Raw genomic sequence first — 17,401 nt, 5'->3', positions numbered from 1 at the left:
TTAATTCATAAATTACGTAAGTAATTTATACATTCATTCCTAATTCCTAATTCCTAACTCCTAATTATACATAACATTGAAAGGAATGACCCGATATGAGAACATTAAACCCCAAAAACTTAATAACAATCGGTATAATTGCCGTTTTGGTGCTTATTATTACAATAGGCACGGGAATATACTTTGATTACAACGCGTATAAGGAAATAGGCGAAAACTTTTTAGAAGTATTTTTTACTAATCTTAAAGTGAAAATTACCTTTCAGACTTTAAGTTTTCTTATAGTTTTTGTAATTTCTTATGTAAGCATTTTCTTTTTAAAGAAAAATCTTTTGAAAATTGATTCAACTTTTGATTTTCTTTCAAAAAAATATACGGTTATAGTAATTTCCCTTATTTTTTCTTCAGTTGTAAGCAGTATTATTCAGATAACCATGCACGAAAAATATCTTCTTTTTGCATCTCCGACATTTACAGGTACTTCTGATCCCGTATTTAATAAGGATATAGGTTACTTTCTTTTTTTAAGACCGTTTTATGAAGCGCTTTTTGATACACTTTCAGGGATATTTGCTATACTTTTTATAGGGATTTTAATCCTGTACGTATTTTTATACGCAAGACTCGGCATTAACGAGGTAGGAAATATCCTTAATGAAAAAAACATAATGATTCATAATATAATAAATTTACTTTCCTATGTTTTAGTAAAGGTGGCAACTTATGGCATAAGTGCGGAAGAAATGCTTTATGATACATCTGCGTCCTTTACGGGAGCAGGGTTTACTAATGTTACAATATGGAAACTTTATTATAGTGTCATTCCGTTTGTGCTGGTTTTAGCTGTTGTTTTCAGTGTAATACTATTTTTAAAGAAAAGAAGAAAACTTGCAGTTTTTTCACTTCTTTTATATCCTGCAACATATATTGTTTTTTCCCTTGTTGCAATGGCTACCCAGACTTTCTATGTAAAACCGTCTGAAGTTACTGTTGAAAGTCCTTATATATCAAATAATATTTCCTATACAAGAGAAGCGTATAATCTTACCAAAGTAAAAAATAATGTATTCCCAATATCATATACTTTGTCAAACGAAGATCTTAAAGAGGAACATAGTACCATAACCAATACAAGAATTATAGATTATCCGTCAACCTTAAAAGCAATTAACCAGGTGCAAAGCATACGAAATTACTATAACTTTAACGACCTTGATATTGTTATGTATGATATTGACGGTTATCCTACTGCAGTAGGACTTGCAGCAAGAGAATTCAACTCGGAAAATATAGCCGATACCACAAAATCGTTTATAAACGAAAGACTGAGATTTACTCATGGGTATGGGGTTGCAGCTGTCAGAGTAAATACTGTAACAAGTGAAGGACAGCCTGAATTTTTAGTTAAAAATATTCCTACCGAGTCGTATGCAAAGGAACTTGAAATTAAAGAACCAAGAATATATTACGGCGAAATGAATAACGATTATGTTATTGCAAATTCAAAATATAAAGAACTCGATTATTCGCTTGGCGACAGTGACGTGGAATATTCCTATACAGGTTCTTCAGGAATTAAAATGACTCCTTTTAACAAAGTTCTGTATTCTCTTTATTTAAGGGATTTTGAACTTCTTATTTCAAATTATGTTGATTCGGACAGTAGGCTTCTAATAAATAAAAATGTGTTGGAAAGAGTAAAGACGGTTGCACCGTTTTTAACTGTTGACAGTGATCCGTATATTGTTATTGATGAAAACGGCAGAGTTAAATGGGTTGTAAACTGTTATACTGTGAGCGAAAATTATCCGTATTCTTATAAAACTACTTTTATGGGAGAAAGGATAAATTATATAAGGGAATCAGCAAAAGCAGTTGTCGATGCTTATAGCGGAGAGGTTAAGTTCTATATTACTGATAAGTCGGATCCGATTATTGCAAGTTATAACAGGATTTATCCGTCGTTTTTTGAAAAGGAAGATATGCCTGAGGGGATTTCTTCCCATCTTCAGTATCCTGAAGCAATGTTTAAAATTCAGACGAATGTATATAAAAGATACCACACTGATAATCCTGAAATCTTTTATAACAAAACAGACCTCTGGGATATTGCAAAAGAAAAGTATCAGGGCGAAGAACAGTATGTCAGCCCTTATTACAGTATTATGACAACGTTTAAGGAAGAAGGAAGTTTAGTTCTTATGATTCCTTATACTATGTCAGGAAAGCAGAATCTTGTGGGCTGGATTGCAGTAAACTGCGATAAAGACGGATACGGCGATATCATTTTATATACCTTCCCTAAAGGCGAAAATATCTACGGAACACTTCAGATTGAAAATAAAATAGATAACGATCCTGAAATATCAAGAGAAATGACTCTATGGGGGCAGGGCGGAAGTACGGTTATAAGAGGTAATATGCTTACAATCCCTGTTAAAAACTCGCTTTTATATATAGAGCCTGTATACATTTCTTCGGGAACACAAAGTTCTCTTCCTGAACTTAAAAGAGTAATCGTTGCATACAGTGATAATATAGTAATGGAAGAGACTTTGGAAAAAGCTTTGTATAAACTCTTTAATTATGAAATGGGAAAACCTGAGATAAATCTTCCGGAATATTCCGAAACTGTAACAGAAGAAAAAAATCCTCAGATTGTTGAACTCTACGATAAATTAAAAGACTCAATGCAAAAGGGCGACTGGAAAACTTTCGGAGAAAACTTTTCCAAACTGGAAGAGGAAATAAATAAATTAAGATAAAATATATATCGACAAAGAAAAAAATGTGTATATAATAAAAGGCTGAACGAGAACGCTCAGCCTTTTAAAATTACTTAATAATTTGATTTTATTAGATATGATGATATTAAAGACTTTCCATAACAAGAAAATCCTTTAGTTTTATATGCCTTACCGTACTTGTTGAATAGTCTATATCATCATTTGTTATAATAATTTTGGAAGAAAGGTTATCGATATTTTTGAAAGCACCAAATTCTCTTTCGTATGCTTTATCCTCTGCAATGCTGTATGCGACTTGTACGAAATACTGTTTGCCGTCTTTTGTGGCAAGAAAATCTATCTCTTTACCTGCGTTATTATACACATATATTTCATACCCCATATACACTAATTCGTTATATACTATGTTTTCTAAATTATGTGTAAGGTCGTATCGATTATTCATGCATCGGATTGAATTTAGCGAAACATCAGCATTGTATATCTTTGAGTAATATTTTAATTCCTTTTTTGTTTTAGTTGAATACTGCTTAACAGATTCGATAATATATGCCTCTTCAAGATATTCTATATATTTCATTATAGTATTAATGGAACATTTTTCGTGTTCCTGTTTTATATATGAATGTATAGAATTGGCAGATATAATTCTGCTGTTACTGCGAAGAATAAAATTAACCAAACTTTTAAACAAACTTACTTTTTTAATTTTATAGCGTTTAATTAAATCATTGATAACAATAGTGTCATCTAAATCGTTAAGATAGCGTTCCTGTGCAGAGCCTTCTTCAAATTCAAAACGTTTCGGGAAACCGCCCCAAATCAAATAATCAGTAATTGAAATTTCTTTTCCAAGTTGTGAGGTGTATTCTGATATTTCTTTGTAAACGAATGGGCGGATACGAAAAGAAACAAATCTTCCGCTTAATTCTTTAGTAAATTCACCTGATAATAATTTTGAGTTTGACCCTGTAATGAAAATGGAATTATCATAAAGTCTTAATGTTTTACAAGCATCCTGCCATCCTTCAAGTTCTTGAATTTCATCAAAAAAAAGGTAGCACTTACCTGCTTTTCGGTTTTCTTCTACATATTCTATTAACATATCAACTGTTCTGATATTTGAAGAAATTTTTTTATCTTCAAAATTAAGGTAAATAATATTGTCGCTCTTAGTTTTAATTTCACTGACAATCTGCTCCATAATAATTGACTTTCCGCTTCGTCTTATACCGGTTATAATTTTAATTAAGTCTGAATCATAAAAAGGACGAACCATATCAATATAGTGTTCTCTTTTAATCATCTAAATCACCTCACTAATATTATACTGAAAGATTTTGCAAAAATCAATAAAATTATTCACTAAACTGAAAGATTTTTAGTTTTTTTAAAAAATCTTTCAGTTGGAAATGTTTTGATGCAGTAAAATTTACTGCATTTTTTTATGTAAAACCCTTGACAAGAGGGTAAAAATATACTATAATCATAAAGGTTGTAAAGAAAATAACTTTACACACCTTAAAAAAAGAGGTGATTTTACTTGGCTAAAGATTTAAAAATGTGTGTGCTTCTTGACATTTACGGAGATATTATTACTAAAAAACAGTATGAGGTTATGGATTATTATTATAATCAGGATTATTCCCTTGCTGAAATCAGCGAACATCTTAAAATTACAAGGCAGGGCGTTCGTGACAGTATAAAAAGAGCAGAAGAAGCAATTTTAGAATGTGAAGACAAGTTGAAATTAAGCGAAAAGTACAGTTTAAACCGTGAAAAAATCGAAAAGATAAACAGTCTTTTAGAGGATATAAATAATCTTAATAACGTTCAGTTAAGAAATAACCTTATTCAAAACTGGATAAAAGAAATTGCGGATTTAGTTACCGAACTTGATTTTTAAAGGATGTGATACTCCGTGGCATTTGACAGTTTAAAAGATAAATTATCCGATATTTTTAAAAATTTAAAGAGAAAAGGGAAACTTTCAGAATCTGACGTTAAACTTGCAATGAGAGAAATCAGAGTTGCACTTTTAGAAGCAGATGTAAACTACAGGGTAGCGAAAGATTTTGTTAAAAAAGTAAGTGAAAAAGCAGTTGGCGAAGAGGTTTTGGAAAGCCTTACTCCAGGTCAGCAGGTTATAAAGATTGTTAATGAAGAACTGTGCGCTCTTATGGGCAAAGAGAACGAAAAAATTAAGTTTTCGGACAGTCCTCCTACAGTTATAATGCTTGTTGGTTTGCAGGGTACAGGTAAAACAACCACTTCTGCAAAACTTTCAGGAGTTTTAAAAAAGCAGGGTAAAAAGCCTATGCTTGTTGCCTGTGATGTTCAAAGGCCTGCTGCAATAAAGCAACTTATAACAGTTGGTTCTTCTTTTTCGGTACCTGTGTACTTTGAAGAGGGAGAAAAGGATCCTGTTAAAATAGCAAAAAATGCTGTTTTGAAGGCTAAAAAAGAATTAAATGATGTTGTTATTATAGATACAGCAGGGCGTCTTCATATTGATGACGAACTTATGGATGAACTTGAAAATATAAAAAGTGCCGTAAATCCTACCGAAATTTTGCTTGTAATTGATGCTATGACAGGGCAGGACGCGCTTAATTTTGCGACAGCATTTGATGAAAAACTTGATTTATCGGGCGTAATTGTTACCAAACTTGACGGCGATGCCAGAGGCGGTAGTGTGCTTTCGGTTAAGGCTGTTACAGGAAAACCGATAAAATATGTGGGTATGGGAGAAAAGTTAAACGAACTTGAACCTTTTTACCCTGACAGAATGGCATCAAGAATTTTAGGTATGGGTGATGTGCTTACTCTTATCGAAAAAGCCGAACAGGCTATAGATGCAAAAAAAGCACAGGAACTTACTAAAAAAATGAAAACCCAGACTTTTACTTTTTCTGACTTTTTAGACCAGATTGACCAGATTAAAAGTATGGGACCTATTGAAAATATATTGGGAATGCTTCCCGGGGTAAATAAAAAAGCCTTAGCGGGAGTTAAAATTCCTGACAATCAGTTTGACAAAACAAAAGCGATTATCCTTTCTATGACTCAAAAGGAAAGAGATAACCCTTCAATCATTAATCTTTCAAGAAAAGAAAGAATTGCCAAAGGAAGCGGAACAAGTCTTCCTGAGGTAAATGCTCTTTTAAAACAGTTTGAGCAGATGAAAAAAATGATGAAACAATTTTCAAATAAAAAGTTACCTAAACATATGATGAAAGGTTTCTTTTAAATAAAAATATAATAAATAAAAATGGAGGAATTTAACATGGCAGTTAAAATCAGATTAAAAAGAATGGGTGCTAAAAAGACACCTTTTTACAGAGTAGTTGTAGCAGATTCAAGATCACCAAGAGATGGTAGATTTATAGAAGAAATCGGCACATACAATCCTTTAACTAAAGAAAAGGAATTCAAAGTTGATGCAGAAAAAGCAAAAAAATGGATTGCTAACGGTGCTCAGCCTACTGATACAGTAAGAGATTTACTTAAAAAGAATAACATAATCTAAGGTGAACTTTATGAAAGATTTACTAAACTTTCTTGCATCTTCTTTAGTTGATAATCCTGAGAATATCGAGATTACCGAAAAAGAAGAAGAAAGAACTATTTATTACACACTTCATGTTGATGAAAAAGACATGGGTAAAATCATCGGCAAACAGGGTAAAAATGCTCAGGCAATAAGAACCTTAATGAAAGCAGCCGGTGCAAAAACTGATAAAAGGATTATAGTTGATATAATATGAGTAAAATTTCAGTCGGTAAAGTTGTCAATACAAGAGGTTTAAGGGGCGAGGTTAAAATCTACCCTTATATTGACGAACTTGATGCATTCAGTGAATTTTCCTATTTAATAGTAAACGAAAAAAAATATGATATAAATAAGGTAAAATTCTTTAAGAATATGGTTTTTATAACCTTTGATGGTATAGACACCATTGAAATGGCAGAAAAGTTAAAGAACTTTGATGCAGAAATTTATGAAGAAGATTTACCGTCTTTAGAAGATGGAGAATTTTATATTAAAGATATTTTGGGTATGGAAGTTATAACTGACAGCGGGGAGTATCTCGGAACTATAAAAGATGTTTTCCGTACAGGTTCCAACGATGTTTACGAAGTTAAAAGGGAAAATAAAAAAAGTATGTATCTTCCTGCTATAAAGGACGTTATACTAAGTATTGATACCCAAAATAATAAAATGACTGTTCATATTATAGACGGGTTAGATGAGATATGAGAATTGATATATTGACTCTTTTTCCCGATATGATTAAAGGCGTTTTAGGAGAATCGGTTACAGGCCGTGCATTAAGGAATAACTTATATGAACTTAATTTAATTGATATAAGGGATTTTACATTAGATAAGCACAGGCGGGTTGACGATTACCCGTATGGCGGGGGAGATGGAATGATTATGCAGGCGGAGCCTGTATATCGTGCATACCAGTCGGTTAAAAGCGAAAAGTCGCGTTTTATATATCTTACTCCTCATGGCAAAACCTTTAATCAGAATATGGCAAAAGAACTTTCAAAAGAAGAACATCTGATATTTTTATGCGGGCATTATGAGGGAATCGACCAGAGAGTCAATGAACTGTTAAAACCCGAAGAAATATCACTTGGCGATTTTATCTTAACGGGAGGCGAACTTGCAGTTATGCCTGTTTGCGACAGTATTTTAAGACTGCTTCCGGGAGTTTTGGGAAATGACAACTCAACAAAAGAAGAATCTTTTGAAAACAATCTTTTGGAGTATCCTCAGTATACAAGGCCTGAAGAATTTATGGGGTTAAAAGTTCCCGATGTATTACTTTCGGGGCATCATAAAAATATTGAGGAATTTAGACTTACAAAATCAATTGAGGCTACATATTTAAAAAGGCCCGATTTGATAAATGAAGATAATTTTTCCAAAAAAGAAAAAGAAATCTTTGAAAATATTAAAAAAAGTCTTGCAAAAGACAAAAAGGTATGATATACTATTAAACTGAATTAGGGTGTTCCTCTGGTAGTTAAAAGGGCTATTTATGAATTCCCAGGCAAGAAGGGAGGATAAAGCAATGGATATTATTAAATCTATTACTGCTGATCTTATTAGAACAGATTTGCCTGAACTAAATATTGGTGATACTGTTAGAGTTTTCGTAAAAGTTAGAGAAGGAAACAGAGAAAGACTTCAGGCTTTCGAAGGCACTATTATCAGAAAGAAAAACGGCGGAATTGCTGAAACATTTACAGTTAGAAGAGTTTCTTACGGTGTTGGTGTTGAAAGAACATTCCCTGTTAACTCACCTAATATAGGTAAAATCGAAGTTATTAGAAAAGGTAAAGTTAGAAGAGCTAAACTTTATTATCTTAGAGACAGAGTTGGTAAAGCAGCAAAAGTTAAAGAAAGAATCTAATAATAAATTAAAGGGGCTTGAAAGCACTTGCATCATAATGCAGGATGTTTTTAAGCCTGTTTTTCTTAGTGGATGTAAAAAGTTGCACGGATCACAAAAAATGAAAACATTTCTAATTAGGAATTAGGATTTAGGAATGAGGAATGAAGGAAATGCAATTATGCCATACGGCAATTGCATTGATGTGACTATACCAGCAGACATATTTCAGGAGGTAAATAATATGAGCGATAATTTAGAAAATCTTCCAAACAATGAAGAGAATAACGAAGATGTTATGAAAATTGAAATAGATTCAATAACCGAAGAGAATGAAAACGGCGAGGTTGTTGAAATCTTAGATAAGGAACCAAAAAAGAAAAAAAGTTTAGTAAAAGAAATTTTTGACTGGGTTGTATCAATAGCCTCTGCTATTGCTATTGTTCTTTTGCTTCATATATTTGTTTTCGTTCAGGTAACCGTTTCGGGTTCTTCGATGGATCCGACTCTAAAAGATAAAGACAGACTTATTGCAGTACGCTTTATGTATGAACCTCGTTATTCTGATATTGTTGTTGTTGACCCTTATTTAAAAGAGGGAACGGTTAAGGGTAAAACTATGTTTAACCGTGTTTTATATATTAAAAGAGTTATAGCAACAGGCGGGCAGACTATTGATTTAAGAGATGGTAAAGTTTATATTGACGGTAAACTTTTAGAAGAAGATTATATTTCTGATACTGTAAAAACTTATACTCAGTCTATGGATATGCCTGTTACAGTTCCCGAAGGATGCGTTTTTGTAATGGGCGATAACAGAGAATGGAGTAAGGACAGCAGGGACAGAACAGTTGGTATTTTAAGAAATGAACAGGTAGTGGGAAAAGCGGTGTTCCGTCTTCTTCCATTTGATAAATTCGGAGTGGTTAAATGAATATAAACTGGTTCCCCGGTCATATGAAAAAGACCGAAGGCTTAATTAAAGATAACTTAAAACTTGTGGATATAGTTATTGAACTTGTAGATGCAAGAATTCCTCTTGCATCTAAAAATCCGCTTATAGACGAGATTGTTAAAAACAAACCTCGTCTTATTGTGTTTAATAAGTCAGATATGGCAGACGATAAAGTTACAAGCGACTGGATAAACTATTATAAAAATAACGGCATTAAAGTTGTAAAAGTTAATTCTTTAGACGGCAAAGGCTTTAATGATGTTTATGAGGGTATCAATCAGGTTTTAAAAGAAAAAATAGATAAATTTAAAGAAAAAAATCTTAACCTTGTTATAAAAATGATGGTAGTCGGTATTCCTAATGTGGGAAAATCTTCTTTTATAAATAAAATTACAAAAAGAGCAGGCGCGAAAACAGGAGACAGGCCGGGTATAACAAAAGGGAAACAGTGGGTAAGAATTAAAGAAGGCTATGAACTTTTAGATACTCCGGGAATTTTATGGCATAAGTTTGATGATGAGGAAACTGCAAAAAAACTTGCGTTTGTCGGCTCGATAAAAGATGAGATTTTAGATGTGGAAGAACTTGCTTTTTATCTTCTTGATTTTTTAAAAAACAATTATCCCGAAAATTTAAAATTAAGATATAATGTTGATTTTAATGAGGATAAAGATACTTATGAACTTATGGAAGAGATAGGAAGAAAAAGAGGCTTTGTTATAAAAGGCGGGGAAATAGATTTAACAAGATGCGCCAACACAATTTTAGACGAGTTTCGAGGGTTAAAACTTGGAAAAATAAGTTTGGAGATGCCAAAGTTATGAGTTTATTTGAATTTGATAAGGAATTTAAAAAAGAAGGTTATAATATAATTTGCGGGGTTGATGAAGCGGGCAGAGGTCCTCTTGCAGGCCCCGTTTATGCCTGTGCAATTATTATGAAGGAAGATTTTATAATTCCTGAAGTTAATGACTCTAAGAAGTTAACTGAAAAAAAGAGAGAAGCACTTTATGATATTATTTTAGAAAATGCACTTGACTGGTCGGTTGCGTCAGTTTCGGAAAAAGAAATTGACGAAATAAATATTTTAAATGCAACTATGAAAGCAATGGATATGGCAATTTTGGGACTTAAAGTTGTTCCCGATTTAGCTCTTATTGACGGAAATCAGAACAGGGGCATTAAACAAAATAATAAAACTATCATAAAGGGAGATTCCAAATCATATAATATAGCAGCGGCATCTATAATCGCAAAAGTTACGAGGGACAGATTTATTATAAAAATGGATGAATTATACCCTCAGTACGGTTTTAAAAAGCATAAAGGCTACGGAACAAAAGAACATATTGAAAATATAAGAAAGTATGGTTCGTGTGAAATTCACAGAAGGACTTTTTTAAAAAATATATGAACAAAAGACAAAAAGGAAATCTTGGAGAAAATATAGCAGAACTTTACCTTAGATTAAAAGGCTATAAAATTTTAGAAAGAAATTTTTTTGTAAAAGGCGGAGAAATTGATATTATTGCATCAAAAGATGATGAAATTGCAATAGTAGAGGTTAAAACGAGAAAAGATTTAAGTTACGGCGAGGCAAAGGAAGCTGTTACATATTATAAAAAGAAGAGCATAATTTTTGCAACAAGGTGTTATATAAATATGAAACATCTTTATGATAAAAAGGTACGTTTTGATGTTATTGAAGTGTATCTTTCAAAATTTAAGATAAATCATATAAAAGACGCTTTTGAAATTTCATAATTTAAAAATTTCAAAAATTTACTTGAAAATGGCACAAAAGTGTGTTAAAATGAAATATGTTGATAATATTTATTCATGGAGGAATTGTAATGGGTTTAACCATAAGTAATAAATCAATGGGAATTTCCCCATCGCCTACACTGGCTATTGACTCTAAATTCAAAGAGATGAAAAAAGAGGGAATAGATGTTGTTGGTTTCGGTGCGGGAGAACCTGATTTTGACACACCAAAGCACATAAAGGAAGCGGCAATCAATGCGATTAACGATGGATTTACTAAATATACCCCTGCTTCCGGAACAATAGAACTTAAAAAAGCAATTGTTAAGAAATTAAAGGATGAAAATTCACTTGATTATGAAATTTCTGATATTGTAGTTTCAAACGGCGCAAAACATTCGCTTGTTAATGCGTTTATGGCAATTTTAAATCCCGGTGACGAGGTTGTTATCCCTGCACCATTCTGGGTAAGTTATCCTGAAATGGTTAAAATTGCAGATGGAACACCTGTATTTTTAGAAACTTGTGAAGAAAATAACTTTAAGTTTAAAGTTTCTGACCTTGAAAATGTTGTAACTAAAAAAACTAAAGCACTTGTTCTAAATAATCCGTCTAACCCTACAGGTATGTTATATACTAAGAGCGAATTAAAAGAAATTGCAGAATTTTGTGTGAAAAATAATATATATGTTATTTCTGACGAAATCTATGAAGCACTTGTATATGACGGCAAGGAAAGTTTTGTAAGTATTGCTTCATTTGGTGATGAAATTAAGGATTTGACAATAATTGTTAACGGTGTTTCAAAAACCTATGCTATGACCGGTTGGAGAATAGGTTACACTGCATCAAATTCTAAAATTGCAAAAGCGATGGCAAACATTCAAAGTCATGCAACCTCTAATCCGAACTCTATTGCTCAGGTTGCTGCAACTGCTGCCTTAAATGGTCCGAAAGACGAAATCAAGATAATGAAAAATGCGTTTTTTGAAAGAAGAAATCATCTTGTAGAATTAATAAACGGGATTGAAGGTGTATCTTCTATTAAGCCTGACGGAGCGTTTTATGTAATGATGAACGTATCCGGATTATTTAGTAAAAAATATAAAGATACTGTAATTTCAGATGTTGATACATTATGTGAATTACTGCTTTGTGAAGTTAAACTTGCACTTGTACCGGGTACGGGTTTTGGTGCCCCGAATTATGTAAGATGGTCTTATGCTACAAGTATGGATAACATAAATGAAGGTATAAAAAGATTAAAAATATTTATTGAAAAATTATCATAATAGTGATATTATAAAAAAGAGTCTATCATAGGATAGACTTTTTTTAAAAAGGAGAGGTTTTTATGAAAATTTCATTTATCGGTGCAGGAAATATTGCATCGGCAATAATTGGCGGGATAACTAAAGATGGCTTTTTAAATAAAGATGATATATCGGTATATGATATAAGTTGCGATGTTTTAAAAAAATTTGAAGCCGATGGATTTTTAGCGTGTAAAGAATTAAAAGATGCCTTGATGAGCGATATCATTTTCCTTACCGTAAAACCTCAGTTTTATGATGATGTTTTATCTAAGATGGGGGAAATTGAAAATAAAGTAATCGTAACTGTTGCACCAGGTATAACTATTAAGAGAGTTTCTTCTTACCTTAAAGGCAGTAATAAAATTATAAGAACAATGCCTAATACACCTCTTATGGTTTCTGAGGGTATGACTGTTATGGCAAAAGGCGAAAATGTGGAAGATGAAGAATTTGATTTTGTAAAGAGCCTTTTTGAAAAATCGGGAAAAGTTCAGGTTATAAAAGAAGAACTTATTGACGCCACCATCGCTGTCGCAAGTAGTTCTCCTGCATATATCTATATGCTTATAGAAACTTTGGCAGATGGCGGAGTATATAACGGACTTGACAGAGAAAGTGCGTTGAAAATGGCGGCACAAGCAGTTTTGGGTTCTGCAAAAATGGTTTTGGATACGGGTATTCATCCTGCTAAATTAAAGGATATGGTGTGTTCGCCTAACGGTACAACAATTCGTGCGGTTAAAGAACTTGAGGATAACAATTTCAGGGGAGCAATACTTAGTGCGATGAATGAATGCTACAAACGCGCTAAGGAAATGTAAAAAGTTGTCCAGAACGTGCAAAGCAAATTTTTAGGAGAATGCAAAAGCATTCTCTTTTTTTATAAGGTATAAATTGCTAAAGCAATTTATGAAATTAAATGCTTTGCACTTTGAATGAAAATGCTCTCTACCGTACAACGTACGCCGACGAGACCATTTTCATTCAATCTGAACAATTTTTCCTATCTCCAATTAATTTAAGCGGCATCGAGCCACTTAAATTAATAAAGGAGATGTAAAGGTTTGCATTAAAAGGCAAACGTTAAGGACGCAAAACATGCCATACGGCGTTTTGCGTTTTATTGTGAATTAATACAACTATGTTCTTTTACCGCAATTATTCATTATTCATCATTCATTATTCATTAAATATGGACGTTTTGGGGTCTGTCCCTTTTGCGTCCATATTTTTTTGTTGACATGGACGTTTTGGGGTCTGTCCCTTTTGCGTCCATATTTTTTTGTTGACATATCAACAAAATAGTGGTAAAATAAATTTGTTGATGCGTCAACAAATGTTTTGCGGAGGTAAAATATGTTAGAAAGATATGAGGAGTTTACAACTAAGATAAATCTTGCTTACAAATATATAATGAAGATAAAGATTCATGAAATGAACAATCTTGATCTGAAGGCTGCAAATCTTAATGTACTTTTTTATTTAGGGAAAAATTTAGATGGTCTTACTGCATCAGAACTTTGTTGGCTGTGTAAAGAGGATAAGGCGTGGATATCTAAAAATCTTAATTTTCTTAAGAAGAAAAAACTTGTTGAAATGTATAATGAGGATAAGGATAAGAAATACAGGGCAAAATATTTTATGACGGCAGAGGGGATGGACGTATATAACGAAATGGTAAAAATTATAACCTTTATCAGCGAAACCTGTGCTGAAGGCTGTTCAGATGAGGAACTGGATATTTTTTATAAAGTATTTTCAAAGATAATAAGTAATTTAAGCGAATTTTATTCAAGTATAGAAAGTAAAGAATAGAGGTAAGGATATGTTTAAAATAGTTTCAGATTCGTCATGTGATATTTTTAATGTTGAGGGCGTAGAATTTAATAGTGTACCTTTAAAAATAATTGCAGGTGACAAAGAGTTTTGTGACCTTTGCGATGCCGATGTTTATGAAATGGTTACATTTTTAAAAGATTATAAAGATAAGTCAGGGTCTTCCTGCCCATCGAGTGCAGACTGGCTTGAGGCTTTTTCGGGAGCAGATGAAATATTTGCTGTTACAATAACAAGCGGGCTTTCGGGAAGTTTTAATTCTGCATCTGTTGCGGCGAATATGTATATGGAACAAAATCCTGATAGTAAAGTTTACGTTATTGATTCTTTGTCGGCAGGTCCTGAAATGACTCTCATGGTTGAAAAAATTGCAGAGTTACATAAAGAGGGTAAGTCGTTTGACGAAATAAAGAATGAAATAACTGAATATAAGAAGTCAACAGGGCTTTGTTTTATGCTTGAATCCTTAAAAAATCTTGCAAATAACGGAAGAGTAAGCCATACTGTTTCAGCGATTGCAAATATTTTAGGAATTCGTTTAATCGGCAAAGCAAGTGATGAGGGAACTTTAGAACCACTTGTAAAATCAAGGGGAGAAAAGAAGGCAATATCAAGTTTGATTAAAGCAATGATTGATGAAGGATATATGGGAAAGAAAGTGATAATTTCACATTGTTTTAACGAAGAAGCGGCAAATATGGTAAAGAAAAAAATCTCCGAATTATTTTTAAGTGCAAAAGTAAAAATTCAAAAAACAGGTGTCCTTTGCAGTTTCTATGCTGAAGAGGGCGGACTTCTTGTAGGATTTGAAAAGTAGGTATAGATATGAAAAGAACAAAATTAAAAGACAGAAAACTTCCTTCTTATACAAAAAAAGACGAAATATTTAATTCAGTAACTCATATGGTAGGCGGAGCGCTTGGTATTGTTGCAACCGTTTTATGCATTGTAACGGCAGCAATAAACCATTCGGTTTATGGTGTTGTGGGTGGTGCGATTTTTGGTGCGTCAATGACTTTAATGTATACAATATCGTCAATTTATCATCTTTTAAGTCCTCGTCTTACGGCAAAAAAAGTTATGCAGATTTTAGACCATTGCACAATTTTTATGTTGATTGCGGGAACATATACGCCCGTTGCTTTAGTAAGCGTTAGAGAGTATAGTCCGGTGCTTGGCTGGACAATTTTCGCTGTTGTATGGGCCGCTGCAATACTTGGAATAGTATTTAATTCCATTGATTTAAAAAAATACACCCTTTTTTCAATTATATGTTATCTTCTTATGGGCTGGTGCATAATTTTGGTAGCAAATAAGATACCGTTTATATTTGAAAAGGGTGAGTTTATCTTAATACTTATAGGTGGAATTCTTTACACAATTGGTGCAGTTTTGTATCTTGTTGGTGCAAAGAAACCGGGAATTCACGCAATATTTCATATTTTCACTGTGTTAGGAAGCCTTATGCATTTTTTTGCAATAGTGCTTTATACATTGAATTGAATAAAAACACCTCATTTATTTAAAAATATAAATGAGGTGTTTTTTATGTTAGGTTTTATATTTGCGGCATTAGCAGGTGCAGCCATGAGCGTTCAGGGTGTTTTTAATACAAGGCTGAGCGAAAAAATAGGACTTTTTGAGTCTAATACTATTGTACAAGGCTCTGCTTTTTTAATTGCACTTATTGTGATGCTTATTTTTGGGAAAGGGGATATAACTAAGGTAGGCGAGGTTAATAAACTTTATTTGTTTGGGGGAATTATAGGGTTTGTTATAACTCTTACGGTTATGCTTGCTATAAAAAATTTAAGTCCGACTGTTGCGATTTCGGTAATTTTAATTGCACAACTTTTAGTTGCAGCAATTATTGACGCGTTTGGACTTTTTGGCTCTGAAAAAGTTCCGTTTACCTTAACCAAGTATATCGGAATAGGTTTAATGATAGCAGGCGTAATAATATTTAAATATAAAAGTTAAAAATCCACCATAAAAGGGGCAGTCCCTTTTATGGTGGATTTTTCACCGTATTGGGGACTGTCCCTTTTATGGTGGAGCGTTGTTTTTTTGCAAAAGGCGGTTTTCCAAAAAAATCCGAAAATTACTAAAAATTTTTTTAGAAAGGCTTGGGGCTGTAGTGCTTTTTAAAAAACGGAAGTTGACAAAAATAAATAAAAAAATAGTTTATAATATAATTAGTCATCGGGAAGATATCCGGATAATTCTCTGATGATCAAGGGAGGGAATAAGGCATGAAAAAAGAAGCAAAGTACGAAAAGTACACTGAAGACGCACTGAAGGCTTTAAGTGAAATAATTTACGGCGCCGAAGACTTAAAGGTTAAAATCAGTGCAGCAAAAGAAATACTTAATATTACAACACAAAAAGGAAAAAAAGAAGAAACAACAGTCCCGACAGTAATAATAAAAGGGGATGTTGAAGATTGAGAAAACAGTTGTTGATTTAAAAAAAACTGTGGGTAAAAATTATAAGGAATTCTGGGATTTTAAAGGGCGATACCGTGTTGTAAAAGGTGGCAGAGGTTCTAAAAAGTCAACTACTGCAGCACTTTGGTACATATATCATCTTTTAAAACATAAAAATGCAAATCTTTTATGTGTAAGACAGTTTTACAACAGTTTAAAAGACAGTCAGTTTTCAGAACTTAAAAAAGCCTGCGAAAGATTAAAGGTTTCCCATCTTTTTGATTTTAAGATTTCACCTCTTGAGATAACTGTTAAGGAAACAGGTCAGAAAATTCTTTTCAGAGGATTTGACAATCCTGATTCCATAACCTCGATTACAGTAAGCCATGGATACTTGTGTTGGGTATGGATTGAGGAAGCATATCAGGTAGCTAACGAAGAAGAATTTAACAAACTTGATTTTTCAATAAGAGGAATTAATGATGAAAGTTTGTTTCCCCAGATTACTCTTACTTTAAATCCCTGGAGCGAGATGTGGATAAAAAAGAGGTTTTTTGATAAAAAGGATAAAAATATCCTTGCCATTACAAGAAACTATTACCACAATGAATTTCTCTCAGAGGAAGACAGGAAAATGTTTGAAGATTTAAAGAAGAATGATTATAACAGTTATAAGATTGTAGGCGAGGGAGAATGGGGACTTTCCAAAGGAGGCTACTTTAACGAGTTTTCATATAATCTTCATACGGTTCCTGATATGGAAATTGATTTTAGCAAAGATTATGATTTTTATGCATCATTCGACTATGGGCTTGATATGTTCGCTGCTTACTTTTACAGAGTGGACAGATTCTTAAATGTATATGTTTACAGGGAAATATATAAGGAAGATATTATTGTTTCAAAGGCCGCCCAGGAACTTGCAAAGTATATAAAAGAAGAGAACATAA

General features: G+C 32.8%; 21 protein-coding genes. 20 read left to right on the top strand and 1 reads right to left on the bottom strand.

From position 1 onward, the window contains the following. Positions 1 to 95: 95 nt before the first annotated feature. Positions 96 to 2,765, top strand: coding sequence for a UPF0182 family protein (locus E7419_05870; protein ID MBE7014716.1), 2,670 nt, complete (start codon positions 96 to 98; stop codon positions 2,763 to 2,765). Between the two features lie 106 nt (positions 2,766 to 2,871). Here the strand turns inward: E7419_05870 and E7419_05865 are convergent, their stop codons facing one another. After that, the gene (locus tag E7419_05865) at positions 2,872 to 4,053 is read right to left on the bottom strand and encodes an ATP-binding protein (protein MBE7014715.1); all 1,182 of its coding nucleotides are present in this window, start codon (positions 4,051 to 4,053) and stop codon (positions 2,872 to 2,874) included. A gap of 237 nt (positions 4,054 to 4,290) precedes the next feature. On the opposite strand from E7419_05865, the gene E7419_05860 reads away from it, so the two are divergent. The 19 genes from E7419_05860 to E7419_05770 form a co-directional block, all read left to right on the top strand. Continuing rightward, entirely contained in the window at positions 4,291 to 4,653 is a 363-nt protein-coding gene (locus E7419_05860) for a DNA-binding protein (GenBank protein ID MBE7014714.1), read from the top strand. Between the two features lie 15 nt (positions 4,654 to 4,668). Further along, the gene (locus tag E7419_05855) at positions 4,669 to 5,997 is read left to right on the top strand and encodes a signal recognition particle protein (protein MBE7014713.1); all 1,329 of its coding nucleotides are present in this window, start codon (positions 4,669 to 4,671) and stop codon (positions 5,995 to 5,997) included. A 36-nt stretch (positions 5,998 to 6,033) separates the two neighbouring features. Next, entirely contained in the window at positions 6,034 to 6,276 is a 243-nt protein-coding gene (rpsP, locus tag E7419_05850) for a 30S ribosomal protein S16 (GenBank protein MBE7014712.1), read from the top strand. Between the two features lie 10 nt (positions 6,277 to 6,286). Next, the gene (locus E7419_05845) at positions 6,287 to 6,514 is read left to right on the top strand and encodes a KH domain-containing protein (GenBank protein ID MBE7014711.1); all 228 of its coding nucleotides are present in this window, start codon (positions 6,287 to 6,289) and stop codon (positions 6,512 to 6,514) included. Next, positions 6,511 to 7,008, top strand: coding sequence for a 16S rRNA processing protein RimM (gene rimM / locus E7419_05840; GenBank protein MBE7014710.1), 498 nt, complete (start codon positions 6,511 to 6,513; stop codon positions 7,006 to 7,008). The genes E7419_05845 and rimM overlap by 4 nt, the downstream gene beginning before the upstream one ends. Further along, on the top strand, positions 7,005 to 7,748 hold the full coding sequence (trmD, locus tag E7419_05835) for a tRNA (guanosine(37)-N1)-methyltransferase TrmD (protein ID MBE7014709.1): 744 nt from the start codon (positions 7,005 to 7,007) through the stop codon (positions 7,746 to 7,748). Before rimM ends, trmD begins: the two co-directional genes overlap by 4 nt. 85 nt (positions 7,749 to 7,833) lie before the next feature. Next, complete coding sequence (gene rplS / locus E7419_05830) at positions 7,834 to 8,175, top strand: 50S ribosomal protein L19 (GenBank protein ID MBE7014708.1); 342 nt, start codon at positions 7,834 to 7,836, stop codon at positions 8,173 to 8,175. Positions 8,176 to 8,452: 277 nt separating this feature from the next. Then, positions 8,453 to 9,088, top strand: coding sequence for a signal peptidase I (gene lepB, locus E7419_05825; GenBank protein MBE7014707.1), 636 nt, complete (start codon positions 8,453 to 8,455; stop codon positions 9,086 to 9,088). After that, complete coding sequence (gene ylqF, locus E7419_05820) at positions 9,085 to 9,933, top strand: ribosome biogenesis GTPase YlqF (GenBank protein ID MBE7014706.1); 849 nt, start codon at positions 9,085 to 9,087, stop codon at positions 9,931 to 9,933. The genes lepB and ylqF overlap by 4 nt, the downstream gene beginning before the upstream one ends. Then, entirely contained in the window at positions 9,858 to 10,523 is a 666-nt protein-coding gene (locus E7419_05815) for a ribonuclease HII (GenBank protein ID MBE7014705.1), read from the top strand. Before ylqF ends, E7419_05815 begins: the two co-directional genes overlap by 76 nt. Then, complete coding sequence (locus tag E7419_05810) at positions 10,520 to 10,873, top strand: YraN family protein (protein ID MBE7014704.1); 354 nt, start codon at positions 10,520 to 10,522, stop codon at positions 10,871 to 10,873. The genes E7419_05815 and E7419_05810 overlap by 4 nt, the downstream gene beginning before the upstream one ends. Before the next feature lie 89 nt (positions 10,874 to 10,962). Then, positions 10,963 to 12,165 carry a pyridoxal phosphate-dependent aminotransferase gene (locus E7419_05805; GenBank protein ID MBE7014703.1) on the top strand — a complete coding sequence of 401 codons (1,203 nt, stop codon included), beginning with the start codon at positions 10,963 to 10,965 and terminating at the stop codon, positions 12,163 to 12,165. A 62-nt stretch (positions 12,166 to 12,227) separates the two neighbouring features. After that, the gene (gene proC, locus E7419_05800; protein ID MBE7014702.1) at positions 12,228 to 13,010 is read left to right on the top strand and encodes a pyrroline-5-carboxylate reductase; all 783 of its coding nucleotides are present in this window, start codon (positions 12,228 to 12,230) and stop codon (positions 13,008 to 13,010) included. 535 nt (positions 13,011 to 13,545) lie between these two features. Further along, positions 13,546 to 14,004: a hypothetical protein gene (locus E7419_05795; protein ID MBE7014701.1), complete on the top strand. Its 459-nt coding sequence runs from the start codon at positions 13,546 to 13,548 to the stop codon at positions 14,002 to 14,004. Between the two features lie 10 nt (positions 14,005 to 14,014). Beyond that, the gene (locus tag E7419_05790) at positions 14,015 to 14,842 is read left to right on the top strand and encodes a DegV family protein (protein ID MBE7014700.1); all 828 of its coding nucleotides are present in this window, start codon (positions 14,015 to 14,017) and stop codon (positions 14,840 to 14,842) included. 8 nt (positions 14,843 to 14,850) lie between these two features. Beyond that, entirely contained in the window at positions 14,851 to 15,528 is a 678-nt protein-coding gene (locus E7419_05785) for a hemolysin III family protein (GenBank protein MBE7014699.1), read from the top strand. Positions 15,529 to 15,573: 45 nt separating this feature from the next. Next, positions 15,574 to 16,005 (top strand): DMT family transporter, encoded by a 432-nt coding sequence (locus tag E7419_05780; protein ID MBE7014698.1) that lies wholly within the window; start codon positions 15,574 to 15,576, stop codon positions 16,003 to 16,005. Positions 16,006 to 16,277: 272 nt separating this feature from the next. Beyond that, entirely contained in the window at positions 16,278 to 16,472 is a 195-nt protein-coding gene (locus E7419_05775; GenBank protein ID MBE7014697.1) for a hypothetical protein, read from the top strand. After that, on the top strand, positions 16,459 to 17,401 hold a 943-nt coding region (locus tag E7419_05770), incomplete at its 3' end, for a PBSX family phage terminase large subunit (protein MBE7014696.1). The genes E7419_05775 and E7419_05770, both read left to right, overlap by 14 nt.

Source organism: Oscillospiraceae bacterium (assembly GCA_015068525.1).
Taxonomy (GTDB): domain Bacteria; phylum Bacillota; class Clostridia; order UMGS1840; family HGM11507; genus SIG450.
This window is presented reverse-complemented; position numbering and strand designations above follow the sequence as displayed.